The sequence below is a fragment of the Reyranella soli genome (genome assembly GCF_007992495.1).
Taxonomy (GTDB): Bacteria; Pseudomonadota; Alphaproteobacteria; order Reyranellales; family Reyranellaceae; genus Reyranella; species Reyranella soli.
The window spans coordinates 39,668-54,984 of sequence record NZ_BKAJ01000099.1; the positions used below are offsets into that span (position 1 = coordinate 39,668).

Annotated in this window: 14 protein-coding genes; 9 read left to right on the top strand and 5 right to left on the bottom strand. The window is 66.0% G+C overall.

What is annotated here, in order from left to right:
• Positions 1 to 8: 8 nt before the first annotated feature.
• The gene (locus RSO01_RS27775; protein WP_147153596.1) at positions 9 to 1,394 is read left to right on the top strand and encodes an MFS transporter; all 1,386 of its coding nucleotides are present in this window, start codon (positions 9 to 11) and stop codon (positions 1,392 to 1,394) included.
• 9 nt (positions 1,395 to 1,403) lie between these two features.
• Here RSO01_RS27775 and RSO01_RS27780 read toward each other — a convergent pair whose 3' ends face one another.
• The 5 genes from RSO01_RS27780 to RSO01_RS27800 form a co-directional block, all read right to left on the bottom strand.
• On the bottom strand, positions 1,404 to 2,363 hold the full coding sequence (locus tag RSO01_RS27780) for a hydroxymethylglutaryl-CoA lyase (RefSeq protein ID WP_147153598.1): 960 nt from the start codon (positions 2,361 to 2,363) through the stop codon (positions 1,404 to 1,406).
• A gap of 20 nt (positions 2,364 to 2,383) precedes the next feature.
• Positions 2,384 to 3,148, bottom strand: a complete 765-nt coding sequence (locus tag RSO01_RS27785) for an SDR family oxidoreductase (protein ID WP_147153600.1) — start codon at positions 3,146 to 3,148, stop codon at positions 2,384 to 2,386.
• Between the two features lie 3 nt (positions 3,149 to 3,151).
• Complete coding sequence (locus RSO01_RS27790) at positions 3,152 to 5,494, bottom strand: xanthine dehydrogenase family protein molybdopterin-binding subunit (RefSeq protein WP_147153603.1); 2,343 nt, start codon at positions 5,492 to 5,494, stop codon at positions 3,152 to 3,154.
• Positions 5,495 to 5,601: 107 nt separating this feature from the next.
• On the bottom strand, positions 5,602 to 6,240 hold the full coding sequence (locus tag RSO01_RS27795; protein ID WP_147153604.1) for an NIPSNAP family protein: 639 nt from the start codon (positions 6,238 to 6,240) through the stop codon (positions 5,602 to 5,604).
• A gap of 13 nt (positions 6,241 to 6,253) precedes the next feature.
• The gene (locus RSO01_RS27800; RefSeq protein WP_147153606.1) at positions 6,254 to 7,438 is read right to left on the bottom strand and encodes a mandelate racemase/muconate lactonizing enzyme family protein; all 1,185 of its coding nucleotides are present in this window, start codon (positions 7,436 to 7,438) and stop codon (positions 6,254 to 6,256) included.
• Between the two features lie 107 nt (positions 7,439 to 7,545).
• Here RSO01_RS27800 and RSO01_RS27805 point away from each other — a divergent pair, with 107 nt between their 5' ends.
• From RSO01_RS27805 to RSO01_RS27840, 8 genes are all read left to right on the top strand, one after another.
• The gene (locus RSO01_RS27805; protein ID WP_147153608.1) at positions 7,546 to 8,223 is read left to right on the top strand and encodes a DUF4286 family protein; all 678 of its coding nucleotides are present in this window, start codon (positions 7,546 to 7,548) and stop codon (positions 8,221 to 8,223) included.
• A 174-nt stretch (positions 8,224 to 8,397) separates the two neighbouring features.
• Positions 8,398 to 9,249: a protein-methionine-sulfoxide reductase heme-binding subunit MsrQ gene (locus RSO01_RS27810; protein ID WP_147153610.1), complete on the top strand. Its 852-nt coding sequence runs from the start codon at positions 8,398 to 8,400 to the stop codon at positions 9,247 to 9,249.
• A gap of 14 nt (positions 9,250 to 9,263) precedes the next feature.
• A complete protein-coding gene (modA, locus tag RSO01_RS27815; protein WP_147153612.1) occupies positions 9,264 to 10,052 on the top strand; it encodes a molybdate ABC transporter substrate-binding protein in 789 nt (262 codons plus the stop codon).
• Positions 10,049 to 10,735 (top strand): molybdate ABC transporter permease subunit, encoded by a 687-nt coding sequence (modB, locus tag RSO01_RS27820; protein WP_147153614.1) that lies wholly within the window; start codon positions 10,049 to 10,051, stop codon positions 10,733 to 10,735. Before modA ends, modB begins: the two co-directional genes overlap by 4 nt.
• Before the next feature lie 9 nt (positions 10,736 to 10,744).
• Complete coding sequence (gene modC, locus RSO01_RS27825) at positions 10,745 to 11,809, top strand: molybdenum ABC transporter ATP-binding protein (RefSeq protein ID WP_147153616.1); 1,065 nt, start codon at positions 10,745 to 10,747, stop codon at positions 11,807 to 11,809.
• 51 nt (positions 11,810 to 11,860) lie between these two features.
• A complete protein-coding gene (locus RSO01_RS27830; protein WP_147153618.1) occupies positions 11,861 to 12,211 on the top strand; it encodes a winged helix-turn-helix domain-containing protein in 351 nt (116 codons plus the stop codon).
• A gap of 102 nt (positions 12,212 to 12,313) precedes the next feature.
• Positions 12,314 to 13,936, top strand: coding sequence for an FMN-binding glutamate synthase family protein (locus tag RSO01_RS27835; RefSeq protein ID WP_147153620.1), 1,623 nt, complete (start codon positions 12,314 to 12,316; stop codon positions 13,934 to 13,936).
• Between the two features lie 70 nt (positions 13,937 to 14,006).
• On the top strand, positions 14,007 to 15,233 hold the full coding sequence (locus tag RSO01_RS27840; protein ID WP_147153622.1) for an aminotransferase-like domain-containing protein: 1,227 nt from the start codon (positions 14,007 to 14,009) through the stop codon (positions 15,231 to 15,233).
• Positions 15,234 to 15,317 lie beyond the last annotated feature (84 nt).

Below are 15,317 nucleotides of genomic sequence, written 5' to 3' on the forward strand. Positions count from 1 at the left end.
TTTCATGCATGATCGTCCGCATGGCCGGCCGTAGCTTTTGGCTTCTGCTCCTGGTTTCCGGCACTTTTGCCATGGAGACCCTCGACAGCGCGATGATCTCGACGCCATTGCCGCTGATCGCGCGCGATCTCGGGGTCGATCCCGTCCAGGCAAAATCGGCTTTGACGTCGTACTTCCTGGTGATCGCCGCGCTGATTCCGCTGAGCAACTGGCTGTCGGATCGCTTTGGTCCGCGTCTGGTCTTCACGGCCGCAATCGCCGTGTTCCTTGTCGGATCATTGCTGTGCGCCGTGTCCACGACGCTCCCCATGCTCGTTGCGGCCAGGATTCTCCAAGGCGCGGGGAGCGCCATGATGTTTCCCATCGGACGCATGATCCTCATCCGATCGGTATCGAAGCAGGACCTGGTCCGTGTGCTGTCGTCGGCCTCCCTTCTCCCTGCCCTCACTCTCGTCATCGGCCCGTTGCTGGCAGGATATGTCGCGACATTCCTCGACTGGCGTCTTCTGTTCCTGATCAATGCACCGCTCGCCCTCGGCGCGCTCGTCCTTGCCCTCTTCCTCGTGCCGAAGGAGTCCGACGCGCCACGAACCCCCTTCGACGGGACCGGCTTCGTGCTGTCCTCTCTGGGGATCGTTGCGATCGGAAGCGGTCTCAGCGCCCTGGGCGGACCGACTATTCCATTCGCGTGGAGCATGGCGCTGTCGGTGGTCGGCGTCCTGTTGCTCGTGCTTTATGTGAAGCATGCCCGGCAGACGACGCGGGCTGTCCTGGATCTGTCGCTGCTGCGCCATCGCACGTTCCGCATCGGCATCGGCGGCAGCTTCGTCGTGCGCGCCGCCGTGGTCGGTGCCCTGCCCTTCCTGCTGCCGATGCTGCTGCAGGTCGGATTTGGCCTGACTCCTTTCGAATCCGGATCGATCACCTTCATTGCCGCCGTCGCCACGCTGCTGAGCCGGTTCGCCATCGCGCCGACGCTGCGCTGGTTTGGGTTCCGCAGCTTCCTGGCCGCCACCGCCTTGTTCGGTGCGCTGTCGACGCTGTTCCTCGCTTTCATCAGCGAGACGACGCCGCACCAGGTCGTCATGGCAATCATCTTCGTCGGGGCCTTGCTGCGCGTCCTACAGATCCATGGCCTGGAAGCGGTGATCTTCTCGGACGTGGCGAAGTCCGAGACGGGTCAGGCCTCCACTCTGCTGAGTGTCGCGAAGCAGCTTGCCGCGTCGGCCGGCGTCGCCTACGCGGCGCTGGTCATGACGGCCGGCGGCGACTTTAGAACGGCGATCGTGCTCGTCGCCCTTCCGCTGGCCCTGACCACTTTCCTTTCACTGCGGTTGTCCAAGGAAGATGGCGCCGAGATCGCCGGCCGGTCGTCGGCTTCTAAGGTGACGTAGGAGATGACATCACGCCGCCCGCCGGCGGAAACCGTCGAGCGAGCCGGCACGCAGGGCGGCGCTGGGCAGGCGATGGCCGACGATCGTCTCGGCGAGGCGCCCGGCCTCGATCAGGGCGTCGAGATCGACGCCGGTCTCGATGCCCATCTCATTGCACAGCATGACGAGCTCTTCCGAGGCGATGTTGCCCGGCGCGCCGGGTTGCGCGGCGAACGGGCAGCCGCCCAGGCCGCCCACCGTCGCGTCGAACTTGGTGACACCGAGCCGCAGCCCCTCATAGGCGTTGGATATGCCGAGCCCGCGCGTGTCGTGCAGGTGCAAGGAGACTTCCAGCTCGGGCCAGCGCTCGCGCACCGCGCCGACGACGCGCGCCACTTTCTGTGGTGTGGCCCAGCCCATGGAATCGGCCAAGCCGACCGACTTGTAGGAAAAGCCGTAGTCGCGGGCGATGGCGAGACCGTCCTCGATCGCGCCGGTCACCTGGCTGACCGCGACGTCACCCGAGAAGTTGCAGCCGAACGAGGCCATGACCACGAGCCGCGTCACCGGCACGCCAGCCGCGAGATGGCCCTCGGTCGTCTTGCGCATGGCGGCGAGGTGGCCGGCGTGATCGCGGTTGAGGTTCTTGAGCGAAAACGCCTCGGATGCCGAGAAGGCGACGGCGCCGTCGATCTGCAGGCGGTCCTTGAAGGCGAGCGCGCGCCTCATGCCGTGCGAGTTGAACCACAGCGCGGTGTAGGCGACGCCCGGCTTGGGCGTGAAGCCGCCCACCACCGCCTCTGCATCCGCCCAGCCCGGCACCAGCGAGGTGTTGACGAACGAGGCGACCTCGATGATGCCAAGGCCCGTGGCCGACAGCGCGTCGATCAGGGCGATCTTGTCCTTCGTCGAGATCGGGCCGGGCTCGATCTGGAAGCCCTCGCGCGGACCCTGTTCCTCGATGACGATCTTCTTCGGCAGGTCGGACATGGGCGGTTTCCTTTGCGTTCCTAAAGGCTGATGGTGATGCCGCCGTCGACATAGAGCGTGTGCCCATTGACGAAGGAGGACGCGCTGCCGGACAGGAACACCGCAGCGCCAATCAATTCGTCGACGTTGCCCCAGCGCGCGGCCGGCGTGCGCTTCTCGAGCCAGGCGGAGAATGCCGGATCGTCGACCAGCGCCTGGTTCAAGGGCGTCTTGAAGTAGCCTGGTGCGATGGCGTTGACCTGCAGGCCGTACTTCGCCCAGTCGGTGCACATGCCCCGGGTCAGGTTGCGCACCGCCCCCTTGGTCGCCGTGTAAGGCGCGATGTTCGGACGCGCGAGCTCGCTCTGCACCGAAGCGATGTTGATGATCTTGCCCTTGCCGCGCTTGATCATGTGCCGGGCGACGGCCTGCCCGACATAGAAGACGCTGGAGACGTTCGTAGCGAGCAATTGCTCCCACCGCTCCACCGGGAAGTCTTCCAGCGGAGAGCGGAACTGCATGCCGGCGTTGTTGACCAGGATATCGATCGGCCCTGCCTTTTCGATCGCGTCGACGGCTTCCGTCACAGTCGCGGCCGAGGTGACATCGAAGCCGGATGTCGACACCTTGTGCCCGCAGGCCGCCAGCTTGGCCGCCGCGGCGGCAAGCTTGTCGCTATCGCGGCCGTTCAGGACGACCTCGGCGCCATGGTCAGCCAGGCCCTGGGCGATCGCAAAGCCGATGCCTTGGGAGGAGCCCGTGACGAGCGCCCGCTTGCCGGTCAGGTCGAACAGTTCAAATGCCACAAACTAGGCTCCGTTCAATGCCCGCCACACCTTCTCCGGCGTCACCGGCATGTCGATATGCGTGACGCCGAACTCGCTCAAGGCGTCGACCACAGCATTCATGACCGACGGCAAAGCGCCCGCACAGCCCGCCTCGCCGCAGCCCTTCACGCCCAACAGGTTGGTCTTGCAGGGCACCGAATGGTTCTGCACCGACATGTCGGGCGCATCGGCGGCGCGCGGCAGGGCGTAGTCCATGTAGGAGCCGGCGACCGGCTGGCCCTGCGGGTCGTAGACCGTGCGTTCCATCAGCGCCTGGCCGATGCCCTGCATCACGCCGCCATGCGCCTGGCCTGCGGTCAGCATCGGATTGATGATCGTGCCGAAGTCATTGACCATGGAATAGCGCACCACCTCGATCACGCCGGTGTCGCGATCGATCTCGACCTCGGCGATGTGGCAGCCGTTGGGGAACGAGAACGGCGGGTTGTCGGAGATGTGGCTGACGTCGAGCGACTGCGGCACGTCGGCCGGCAGCTTTAGCCCTGCGCGCAGCTTGTCGGCCAGTTCGAGGATGCCGATGCCGCGATCGGTGCCGGCGATCACGAACCGCCCGCGCAAGAATTCGATGTCGACAGCCGAAGCCTCGAGCACGTGGGCGGCGATCTGCTTGCCCTGCTCGATCACCTTGTCGCCGGCTTCGAGGAAGGCCTGGCTCGCGACCAGCGCCGACTTCGAGCCACCGGTGCCGCCGCCGACCTTCAGCTGGTCGGAATCGCCCTGCAGCAGGCGGAAGCGGGTCACCGGGATTCCGAGCTTGCCGCCCAGCACCTGGGCGAACGGCGTGGCATGGCCCTGGCCGTAGTCGAGCGTGCCGCTCAGCATGGTGATGGTGCCGTCGGCCTCGAAGCGCACGCCGCCATATTCCTTCGCGGGAGGTCCGGTCACTTCCAGGTAGGAGCCGATGCCACGGCCGCGCAGCTTGCCCCGCGCGCGGCTCTCGGCCTTGCGCTTGTCGAAGCCCTGCCAGTCGGCGGCGACCAGCGCCTTGTCGAGCACAGTGGTGAACTCGCCCGAATCGTAGTTCATCGCCGACGGCGCCTTGTAGGGCATCTGCGTGGGCGCGATATGGTTGCGCCGGCGCAGCTCGACCTTGTCGATGCCCATCTCGCGCGCGGCAGTGTCGATCAGCCGCTCCATGTAATAGTTGCCCTCGGGGCGGCCGGCGCCGCGATAGGCGCCGATCGGCGTGGTGTTGGTGAACACCACCTTTGAGTTCACCTCCATCGCCGGCGTGGCGTAGACGTCGATGATGTTCTTCACCGCGTTGGTGGTCGCGGGCATCGGCGGATAGATGTAGGCGCCGGCATTGCCCGTGCCGCTCAGGCGCACGGCGAGGAAGCGGCCGTTCTTGTCGAGCGCCAGCTCGGCCACGCGCTGGTGGTCGCGACCGTGATGGTCGCTCAAAAAGCTTTCCGAGCGTTCGTCGGTCCACTTCACCGGACGGCCCAGAAGCTTGGCCGCCAGCAGCAGCGGTCCATACTCGGGATAGACTTGGCTTTTCATGCCGAACGAGCCGCCGACATTGCCGGTCAGCACGCGCACCTTGTCGGCCGGAACTTTCAGCACGTCGCGCGCCAGGCCGCCGCGCAGGCCCATCACGCCCTGGCAGCCGACGTTCAAGGTCCAGCGCTCGGTCTTGGAATCGTACGAGCCGATTGCCGAGCGCGGCTCCATGGGATTGACGACGATGCGGTTGGAAATGATGTCCAGGCGCGTCACGTGCGCCGCCTCGGCGAAGGCCTTCTTAACCGCCTCGGCGTCGCCGTAGTGGAAGTCGAGCGCGAGGTTGCCGGGCGCGTCGTCATGGATCTGCGGCGCGCCAGGCTTCAGGCCTTCGGCCGGTGTGGTGACGGCAGGCAGTTCCTCGATGTCGAGCTCGACGGCCTCGGCAGCGTCCTTGGCCTGCACGGCCGTCTCGGCAACGACGCAGGCCACCGCTTCGCCGACGAACCTCACCTTGCCCGTGGCGAGCGAGGGCCGCGGCGGCGTCTTCATCGGTGAGCCGTCACGCTGCGGGATGTTCATCGGGCATTTCAGCGGACCGAAACCCGCCGCATCGAGGTCGGCGTGGGTGTAGATCGCCAGCACGCCCGGCATGGCGCGCGCTGCCGCCGTGTCGATACCCTTCAGGAGTCCGTGCGCAATGCGGCTGCGCACCATCACGGCGTAGGCCTGGCCTGCGAGATTGATGTCGTCGGTGTAACGGCCCTGGCCGCGCAGGAGCGTCGGATCCTCCATGCGCGGCACGGGCTGGCCGACACCGAATTTCATCAGGGCGAGCTCGGTGTCGTCGTAGGAGTCCATCTCAAATTTCTCCGTTTACAAATCATGTCATCCTGAGCGAAGCGAAGGATCTCATGGCGTCGACGGCGATGAGATCCTTCGCTCCGCTCAGGATGACCGCTACGCGGTCACTTCAGCGGCGAGTAGTTCGTCGGCATCAGCAAGGTCGAATGCATCTCGGCCAGCTTGGCCGGGCCCTTGGCGAGATAGGCCTGCCACGCCGGATCCTTCATCGCCGCACCGCGCGCCTCGAAGCGCTCCTGCAGGTTCTTGTAGCGCCAGAGATGGATCCACTCGTTGGGCTGCGGGACCTCACCCGTCCAGGCGCCCCAGATGGGCGAGTACTTCTCGCGTGCTTCCTTCACCTCGAGGAAGTCCTTGCCGTACTGCTGCGCGCCGCCCAGCACGGTGCGGTAGATGCGCAGCTCATAGACGTTGCCGGTGGTCCCGTCGCTGGGCTTGATATCGACCACGGCGTTCATGAGGCGCAGGTCCTGGCGCTGGATCCACGGCCGGATGGTCGGCACGTACTTCTCGGTCCAGTCCTTGTTCTTCCCGAGTTCGCCGCGCAGCCGCGTCCGCTCGTCGAGACTGTCGTACTTCCACAGATGCCAGATCTGGTTCAGCGCGCCGAACTCGGCCGTCCAGTAGCCGTGGTTGACGCCGTAGTTGTTGCCGCGCGCCGGGCGGCCGATCGTCTCGGCGGCCTTGAGGTAGTCCGGCATCTTGCCCGGCACCAACGTGTAGCAGCGTAGTTCGTACACCATATGACTTCTCCCCTCACGGATGTGGGTTCTTGGGCGGATGTGCCCGCACGGCTTCTTCGTTGATGTCGGCGCCCCAGCCCGGACGGGTGGGCACGATCAGTTCGCCATTCTGGATGACCGGCGGATGGGTGACCAGATCGTCCTTCCAGGGCACGTCGTCGATATCGATTTCCATGATACGGAAATTGGGCATGGCGGCGCACATGTTGGCGCTCATCAGGGTCGACATGTGGCCGTAGAAATTGTGCGGCGCGCAGTTGATCTCGTACGGCTCGGCCATGGCCGCGATCTTCATCGATTCCTGCACGCCGTTCCACGGCGCGTCGATGATCGCCACGTCCATCGAGCGGTTCTCGAAGAACGGCCGGAACTGGCGGCGGCCGAACAGCGATTCGCACGAAGCGATCGGCATCGAGGCACGGTCGCGGATCAGGCGCAGCCCCTCTGCATCGTAGGAATCGATCTCCAGCCAGAACAGATTGTAGGGCTCGCAGGTGCGCGCGACCTTGATGTAGCCCTCGGTTTTGAAGTTGAAGTTGCTGTCGAGCAGGATGCCCATCTCGGGACCGGCGCCCTGGCGGAACGCCGCCAGCCCATCGGAGATCGCGGCCAATGTCGCGCCGTCGGCGTTCAGCTCGGGATAGCCCGGCCCGCGCGCGAAGCCCGGCTGGTGCATGTTGGGCGGGTCCAGATCGAAGCGGAAGATGTTGGTCTTGAGCGCCTTGAAGCCGCGCTCCTTCACGTGCTTGCCGAGCTTCACCAGGTCGTCGAGCGAGCGCACCGGCTCCACGCCCATGACGTCGGCATTGCGGAAGCGATAGCTGCCGCAATGCGACCAGTAGAGCGGCAGGCGATCGCGCACCGGCCCGCCGAACAGCTCGTAGACGGGCACGCCCAGCGCCTTGGCCTTGACGTCGAGCAGGGCGTTCTCGATGGCGGCCATGGCCTGCTGGTTGAGCCCGCCCGGCGCCTGGCGGGTGATCGCCTGCTGGCGCCCCATGATGCGCTCGATGGGCCGCGGATCGTGACCGATCAGGTCGTGCGCCATGCGCCGGATCACGGCGGTGAGGCCGGCGCTGCCATAACCCTCGTTGTATTCGGACCAGCCGATCAACCCCTCGTCGGTCGTGATCTTGAGGAACGAGAAGTCGCGCCAGCCGGCGTTGCAGTGAAGATCCTCGATTTTGACGATTTTCATGGGTGTTTCCTCTCCGTTGGCTGACAGCATAGACTGCCTTGCTTCGCTGCGAAGCATCTTCGGGGGGCTTGCCCCCCGTAGCTCCGCAGGAGCGAAGGGGGGAAACCATGCCGCTGCACGGCAAGGGGATGCTGATCGTGTTCTGCGAGGTGAAGTCTCGCGACGAACGCGACTTCAACGAGTGGTACAACCGGGAGCACATTGACGAGCGCGTCAACTTGCCGGAGTTTCACCGTGGGCGTCGCTATGTCGCCGTGCGCGGCTCGCCCAAGTATCTCGCGACCTACGAATGCGACACGGTCGAGGACCTGGCGACGCCGGGCTACCTGGCACTGCTTGCTGACCAGACGCCGTGGACGCAGGCGACGATGGCGAAGTTCACCAAGTTCACGCGGCTCACGGTGCGCGTGCAGGCCGACCTGGCGCACGGTGTCGGCGGCGCGGTGGCGGCAGTGCGCTTCGTGCCCGACCCGCGCTCGCGCAAGGCTCTGGTCGAATGGCTGAACGAGACGGCGCTGCCCAAGGCGATCGAGCGGCCCGGCATGGTGGGCGCGATGGCGGCGGAGAACGATCTGGAAATCGCCCACGCGCCCTTGCAGTCCAAGAGCAGGGACGCCCCCAGGGCCGACGAGGTGGAGTGGGTCGCCCTGCTGGAAGGCAGCGACGCCGGCGTCGTCGGCGCCGCGGCGCGCGCGACGTTCACTTTGGCGAAGCTCAAGAATTTTGGCGTTTCGGTGGCGCCGACGATCGGGACCTACCGGTTCTTGTTCGGGAACCAGAGGTAATGTCATCCTGAGCGCAGCGAAGGCCTGCCCTGAGCAACGCCGAAGGGACCTCATCGCCGCTTGCAACCGGCATGAGGTCCTTCGCTGCGCTCAGGATGACGAAAGCGGGCCGCGCTCCCAGCAATGACATAAGTTTGAGCTATCGTTGACCGGCGCATCGCGTAAGGTCGCCCCGTGACCGCCAAACAGAAGATCTTCTGGCTGCGCCTCGCCACACTGATCGGGCTTTGCCTGCCCGCGCTGGAGCTTGCCTGGCGCTGGTACAACGGCGATCTCGAGCCCAGGCCCGTGACCGTGGCCACGCATGCGACCGGCGACTGGGCCGTCATCTTCCTCATGCTGTCGCTCGCCATGACGCCGGCGCGGGCGCTGTTCGACTGGATGCCGCTGGTGCAGATCCGCCGCCGCATCGGCGTCGCGGCCGCGCTCTATGCCGGCGCACACTTCCTGATCTACGTGCTCGACCAGAAATGGAACCTGGTCGTGGTCGCGACCGAGATCATAAAGCGCTTCTACCTCACCATCGGCTTCGTCGCCCTGCTGGCGCTGGTCATCCTCGCCATCACCTCGACCGACGGCTGGCAGAAGCGCCTGCGGCGCAACTGGAAGCGCCTGCACTGGCTGATCTATCCGGCGGCCTTCATCGCCATCGTCCACTTCTTCATCCAGTCCAAGGTCAAGATCGGCGAGCCTGCCTTCACCGCCGGCCTGTTCGCCTGGCTGATGCTGTGGCGCGCCCTGCCGGCGAAGCTGCAGCGCAGCTACCTGGGGCTCGCCATCCTGGCTGTTGCCTCGACGTTCGCCACCGTCGTCTTCGAGGCGGCATGGTACTGGCTGGTGAACGGCCGCGATCCCATCGTCGCGCTGCTGGCCAACTTCGATCCGGAGCTCGCCTTCCGGCCTGCGCAGAAGGTGCTGATCGCCTCGCTGCTAGTCATCGCGGCCGTGGGATTGCGCCGCCTCACACTCGCTGCAAACAAGCTCTGGACGAAGCGCTATATCCAGTCAACTATACCGGCTCCCTGAATTCGGAGGCTGGTATGTTGAAGAGACGGAGTTTGCTCGGCATGGCGGTCGCCCTGTCGTTGCTGCCGGGCATGGCGCAGGCCCAGAGCAACGTGGTGATCTTCGCCGCGGCCAGCCTCAAGAATGCGCTGGATGAGATCGCCACGAGCTGGTCCAAGGACACCGGAAAGCCCGCGCCCAAGATCTCCTACGCGGCGAGCTCCGCGCTCGCCAAGCAGATGGAGCAGGGCGCGCCGGCCGACATGTTCATCTCGGCCGACCTCGACTGGATGGACTATGTCCAGGGCAAGAACCTCATCAAGAACGACACCCGGTTCAACCTTTTAGGCAACAAGATCGTCATCATCGCGCCCAAGGATTCCAAGATCGCGAACCTCGCCCTCAAGGGCGACGACCTCGCCAAGGCGCTGGCCGGCGGCAAGCTCTCGATGGCCAACGTCGACGCCGTGCCCGCCGGCAAGTACGGCAAGGCGGCGCTGGAGAAGCTCGGTGCGTGGAGCCCCGTGAAGGGCAGCATTGCCCAGGCCGAGAACGTGCGCGCCGCGCTGCTGCTGGTCGCCCGCGGCGAGGCGCCGCTCGGCATCGTCTACAGCACCGACGCGGCCGCCGAGCCGAACGTGAAGATCGTGGCCACCTTTCCTGAAGACTCGCACCCACCAATCATCTACCCGGCGGCGCTGACGAAGGATTCCAACAACGCCGACGCGAAAGCCTTCCTCGACCTCCTGCGCAGCGGCAAGGCACGCACCGCCTTCGAGAAGCAGGGCTTCACGGTCCTGGTGAAGTCCAACTCCTCGACATGACGCCGGAGGAATGGACGGCGGTCAGGCTGAGCCTGCTGGTCGCCACGACGGCGACCCTGGCCAGCCTGCCCTTCGGCCTCGCCATCGCCTGGCTGCTGGCGCGCAAGGATTTCTGGGGCAAGGGCCTGCTCGATACGCTGGTCCACCTGCCGCTGATCCTTCCTCCCGTCGTCACTGGCTACCTGCTGCTGATCACCTTCGGAAGGCGCGCGCCGGTCGGCGCCTTCCTGGCCGACAATTTCGGCATCGTCTTCTCCTTCCGCTGGACTGGTGCGGCTCTGGCCTGCGGTGTCATGGGTTTCCCCTTGCTGGTGCGCGCCATCCGCTTGTCGATCGAGGCCGTCGACACGCGGCTTGAATCGGCCGCCGGGACGCTCGGCGCCAATCCGCTCTGGGTATTCGCCACCGTCACCCTGCCGCTCTGCCTGCCGGGAGTGATCGCCGGCGCCATCCTTTGCTTCGCCAAATCGATGGGCGAGTTCGGCGCCACCATCACCTTCGTCTCCAACATTCCCGGCGAGACCCAGACGCTGCCTTCGCTGATCTACACCTTTACTCAGATTCCCGGCGGCGACGCCGGCGCCTTCCGATTGACCCTGGTGTCGATCGCGATCTCCATGCTGGCGCTGCTGGGCTCGGAGTTGCTGGCGCGACGCATCGGCGTCCGGCAAATGGCGGCCTAAGATCGCAGCATGAGCCTCGAGATCGACGTCGACCATACGCGCGGCAGCTTCCGCATCAGCGCGCGCTTCTCGGCGGCTCCCGGGTTGACGGCGCTGTTCGGCCGCTCGGGCTCGGGCAAGAGCACGCTGGTCGACATCGTCGGCGGCCTGGTGAAGCCCGACCGCGGCCGCGTCGCCATCGACGGCCAGGTGCTGGTCGACACCGAGCGCAACGTCTTCGTGCCCAAGCACCTTCGGCGCATCGGCTACGTCTTCCAGGACAGCCGGCTGTTCCCCCACCTCAGCGTGCGCCGCAACCTGCTCTACGGACGCTGGTTCAACCGGCAGGTCGGCGCCGCATCGGCGGACCTCGCATCGGTCGTCGACCTTTTGGGCATCGGCCATCTGCTGGAACGGCAGCCGGCCTCGCTGTCGGGCGGCGAAAGGCAGCGCGTCGCCATCGGCCGCGCCTTGCTCGCCCATCCGCAGGTACTGCTGATGGACGAGCCGCTCGCCTCGCTCGACGAGGCGCGGCGTGCCGAGATCCTGCCCTACATCGAACGCCTGCGTGACGAGGCCGGCCTGCCGATCCTCTATGTCAGCCACTCCGTCGCCGAGGTGGCGCGGCTGGCCACGACGGTGGTGATCCTGACCGAAGGCAAGGTCACCGCGGTCGGTCCCGTCGCCGATATCCTGTCGCAGGCCGATTCGGGCGATGGCGGCAGCGTGCTCGATGCCCAGGTGGCGCGCCACGACGAGCCTTTCCAGCTCACGGTATTGACCTCGCGCGCTGGCGAGTTGCAGGTGCCGCGCCTCAACGCCCCGGTCGGCGCTTCGGTACGCGCCTATATCCGCGGCCGCGACGTCATGCTGTCGCTGAAACCGCCCGAAGAGATCAGCGCGCTCAACGTGCTGGCAGGCCGCGTCGTCGCCGTCGTCCCTGACAAGAATGGCGGGCAGGCCGAGGTCCGGCTCGATTGCAACGGTGATGCACTCGCCGCGCGGCTGACGGCTAAGTCGGTGCAGCGACTGGGGCTGGCGCCGGGCCTGCCGGTCTATGCCGTGATCAAGAGCGTCTCGTTCGAGCGCTCATGACTCCTCCCCCGTCATACGGGGGAGGTGAATGATTGGCGTTAGGAGCTCGCGATGCCTCAACTCAGCATCCGCATCGATTTTGACGACGAAGGCCGCCTGGGACCGGGCAAGGTGGCGCTGCTGGAGCGCATCGCCCAGGAGGGCTCGATCTCGGCGGCCGGCCGGTCGATGAACATGTCCTACAAGCGCGCCTGGGAGCTGGTGTCGGAGATCAACAAGAGCTTCAGCGAACCCCTTGTCGCGGCGCAGACCGGCGGCAAGGCGGGCGGCGGCGCCGTACTGACGCCGCACGGTGAGGAACTGGTCCGCCACTACCGCGCCATCGAGCGCAAGGCCCTGTCGGCCACCGCTACGCATCTCAAGGCCCTGCAGGCGATTTCTCGCAACAGTCGCCGGAAATAACGCGCTATCCTTGCGTGGCGCCGGCTCGTGCCCACCGCGTCATGATCGTGACACCGGTGAACTGGTACGTACGACCGAAGTAAGGCACGAAACGAGGAAACGATGTCGCCGCTCCAATTGCCCTTCTCGCCGCGCTTCATCACGCTGACGCTCGCCGTGCTGGCGATGCTGATCTTCGGCACGGCACTCGCCTTCGATCAGCGCTCGCTGATCCTCGCGGTCCTTGTCGGCATCTCGATCTTCCTGGTCCTCGTCGGCATCAGCGACCTCATCCAGAAATCGCACGCCATCCTGCGCAACTACCCGATCGCGGGGCACATGCGCTTCATTTTCGAAGCGATCCGTCCGGAGATGCGCCAGTACTTCTTCGAAGGCGAGAAGGACGGCATGCCGTTCAGCCGCGACCGGCGCGCCATCGTCTACCAGCGCGCCAAGAACGCATTGGACGTACGGCCATTCGGCACCGAGTACGACGTCTATGCCTTGGGCTACGAATGGATGGCCCATTCGATCGCGCCGACGCCGGTGAGCCGCGAGCCGCATCGCGTGCTGATCGGCGGGCCGGAGTGCACGCAGCCCTACTCGGCCTCTATCTTCAACATCTCCGCCATGAGCTTCGGCGCGCTCAGTCCCAACGCCATCCGCGCGTTGAACGGCGGCGCCAAGATCGGCGGCTTCTATCACGACACCGGCGAGGGCGGTTACAGCCCCTATCACCGCGAGGGCGGCGGCGACATCGTCTGGGAGATCGGCTCGGGCTACTTCGGCGCGCGCAACGACGACGGCACCTTCTCGCCCGAGCGCTTCGCCGAGGGCGCGAAGAACCCCCAGGTCAAGATGGTCGAGCTGAAGCTCAGCCAAGGCGCCAAGCCCGGCCATGGCGGCGTGCTGCCCGCGCCCAAGGTCAGCCGGGAGATCTCGCTGACCCGCGGCGTACCGATGGGCCAGGACTGCGTTTCGCCGTCGCGCCATTCGGCCTTCTCCACGCCGGTCGAGATGATGCGCTTCATCGCCGAGATGCGCCGCCTGTCGGGCGGCAAGCCGGCCGGCTTCAAGCTCTGCATCGGCCACGAATGGGAGTTTCTCGCGATCTGCAAGGCGATGCTGGAGACCGGCATCTATCCTGACTTCATCGTCGTCGACGGCAAGGAAGGCGGCACCGGCGCGGCACCCATGGAGTTCGTCGACCATATCGGCAAGCCGATGCGGCAGGGCCTCTACTTCGTGCACAACGCGCTGATCGGCATCGGCGTGCGCGACCGCATCAAGCTCGGGGCGGCCGGCAAGATCATCACCGCCTTCGACATCGTGCGCGCCATGGCGCTGGGCGCCGACTGGTGCAATGCCGCGCGCGGCTTCATGTTCGCCGTGGGCTGCATCCAGTCGCAGCACTGCCACACCGACCGCTGCCCCACCGGCGTCGCCACCCAGGACCCGACGCGCCAGCGCGCCCTGTTCGTGCCCGACAAGATCCAGCGCGTGGTCAACTTCCACCGCGCCACCGTGCACGAGCTCGCCGAGCTGACGGCGGCGGCTGGCCTGGAGCATCCCAACGACTTCAAGCCGATCCACATCTCCCGGCGCATCTCACCGAAGGAGGTCGTGACCTTCGACGACGTCTATCCTGCCCTGGCCAACAAGGCGCTCACCAACGGCACGGCCCCGCCGCGCTGGACCCAGCCCTGGAACATGGCCGACGCCCATTCGTTCCGCGCCGTGACCTGATGCAGCCAAAGCAGTTGCGAATCGGTCGGGCTTAGCCCAGCAATTGGGGCAAGCAACAGAGGAACCGCCCATGACTGCGCCCTTCGACGTCGCGCCTCTGCTGGCGCCCGACACGCCGGCCCCTGCCGTCAAGTGGAACGGCTTTCCCAAGTACAATTTCATCGGCGGGCACATCGCCGCCGAGCAGGTTCCCGTCGACGACCTGGTCGCGGCGGCGACGGCGGTGCTGAAGCGCGAAGGCGCCATGCTCGCGAAGTACAACCACACCGGCCCGCTGGGCTACCGGCCACTGCGCGAGTTCCTGGTCGGCAAGCTCAAGAGCCATGCCGACATCGACTGCACGGCGGACGAGATCCTGATCACCTCCGGTTCGACCCAGGGCCTGTCCCTGGTCAACAGCCTGCTGGTCGGCAAGGGCGACACCATCCTGGTCGAGCAGGAGACTTACGGCAGCGCCATCTCCCGGCTCGTCAAGATCGGCGTCAACGCCATCGGCATCCCGCTCGATGACGAGGGGCTGCGGCTCGACCTGCTGAAGCAGAAGCTCGAGGAGCTGCAGCAGAAGGGCATCAAGCCCAAATACATCTACACCATCCCGACGATCCAGAATCCCACGGGCGCCATCATGGGCGAGGCGCGCCGGGCCGCGCTGCTGAAGCTCGCCGCCGAGTACGGCGTGATGATCTTCGAGGACGAGTGCTACTCCGACCTGATCTGGACCAACAAGCGGCCACCGTCGCTCTATGCCATGGCCAAGGGCGAGGGCGTGATCTTCATCGGCTCGTTCTCCAAATCGCTCGGGCCGGCGCTGCGCGTCGGCTACATCGTCGCCAAATGGCCCGTGCTGTCGCGCCTGCAAGCGCTCAAGCAGGATGCCGGCACGGGCGCGATCGAACAGATGGTCCTGGCCGAGTATTGCAGCAAGCATTTCGCCGACCATGTGGTGCGCAGCAACAAGCTGCTGTCGAGCAAGATGCAGGTCCTGCGCGAGGCGCTGGCCGAGCAGTTCGGCACCGCCGCCGAGTTCGGCGACCCGCCGGGCGGCATCTATCTCTGGATCAAGCTGCCCGAGAACGTCGACACCATGAAGCTCGCCCAGGCGGCGTTGGCTGCCGGTGTATCGATCAATCCCGGGCCGGAATGGTCGGTGAACCCCGTCCATTCGCGGAACCGGCTGCGGCTCTGCTTCGCCAATCCCGAGCCCGAGGCGATCAAGCAGGGCGTCGCCGTGCTGGCCGAGGTCTGCCGCCGCGAGTTCGGCGTGCCCTTGCGCAGCGCCAATATCGACAAGCTTTAGGGTCTTGCCGGAGCTCGGACCTCCAGGTCCGCATCATGATCATGCTCTCCTGGACCGCGAGCCTCTGGCTCGCTCATGATCTTG

Bases quoted from the DNA above. Each gene is read 5' to 3' on its own strand.
- modC (WP_147153616.1), top strand. From the start codon at position 10,745: ATGAGCCTCGAGATCGACGTCGACCATACGCGCGGCAGCTTCCGCATC.
- RSO01_RS27790 (WP_147153603.1), bottom strand. From the start codon at position 5,494: ATGGACTCCTACGACGACACCGAGCTCGCCCTGATGAAATTCGGTGTC.
- RSO01_RS27800 (WP_147153606.1), bottom strand. From the start codon at position 7,438: ATGAAAATCGTCAAAATCGAGGATCTTCACTGCAACGCCGGCTGGCGC.
- RSO01_RS27775 (WP_147153596.1), top strand. From the start codon at position 9: ATGATCGTCCGCATGGCCGGCCGTAGCTTTTGGCTTCTGCTCCTGGTT.
- RSO01_RS27795 (WP_147153604.1), bottom strand. From the start codon at position 6,240: ATGGTGTACGAACTACGCTGCTACACGTTGGTGCCGGGCAAGATGCCG.
- modB (WP_147153614.1), top strand. From the start codon at position 10,049: ATGACGCCGGAGGAATGGACGGCGGTCAGGCTGAGCCTGCTGGTCGCC.
- RSO01_RS27805 (WP_147153608.1), top strand. From the start codon at position 7,546: ATGCCGCTGCACGGCAAGGGGATGCTGATCGTGTTCTGCGAGGTGAAG.
- RSO01_RS27840 (WP_147153622.1), top strand. From the start codon at position 14,007: ATGACTGCGCCCTTCGACGTCGCGCCTCTGCTGGCGCCCGACACGCCG.
- RSO01_RS27780 (WP_147153598.1), bottom strand. From the start codon at position 2,363: ATGTCCGACCTGCCGAAGAAGATCGTCATCGAGGAACAGGGTCCGCGC.
- modA (WP_147153612.1), top strand. From the start codon at position 9,264: ATGTTGAAGAGACGGAGTTTGCTCGGCATGGCGGTCGCCCTGTCGTTG.
- RSO01_RS27830 (WP_147153618.1), top strand. From the start codon at position 11,861: ATGCCTCAACTCAGCATCCGCATCGATTTTGACGACGAAGGCCGCCTG.
- RSO01_RS27835 (WP_147153620.1), top strand. From the start codon at position 12,314: ATGTCGCCGCTCCAATTGCCCTTCTCGCCGCGCTTCATCACGCTGACG.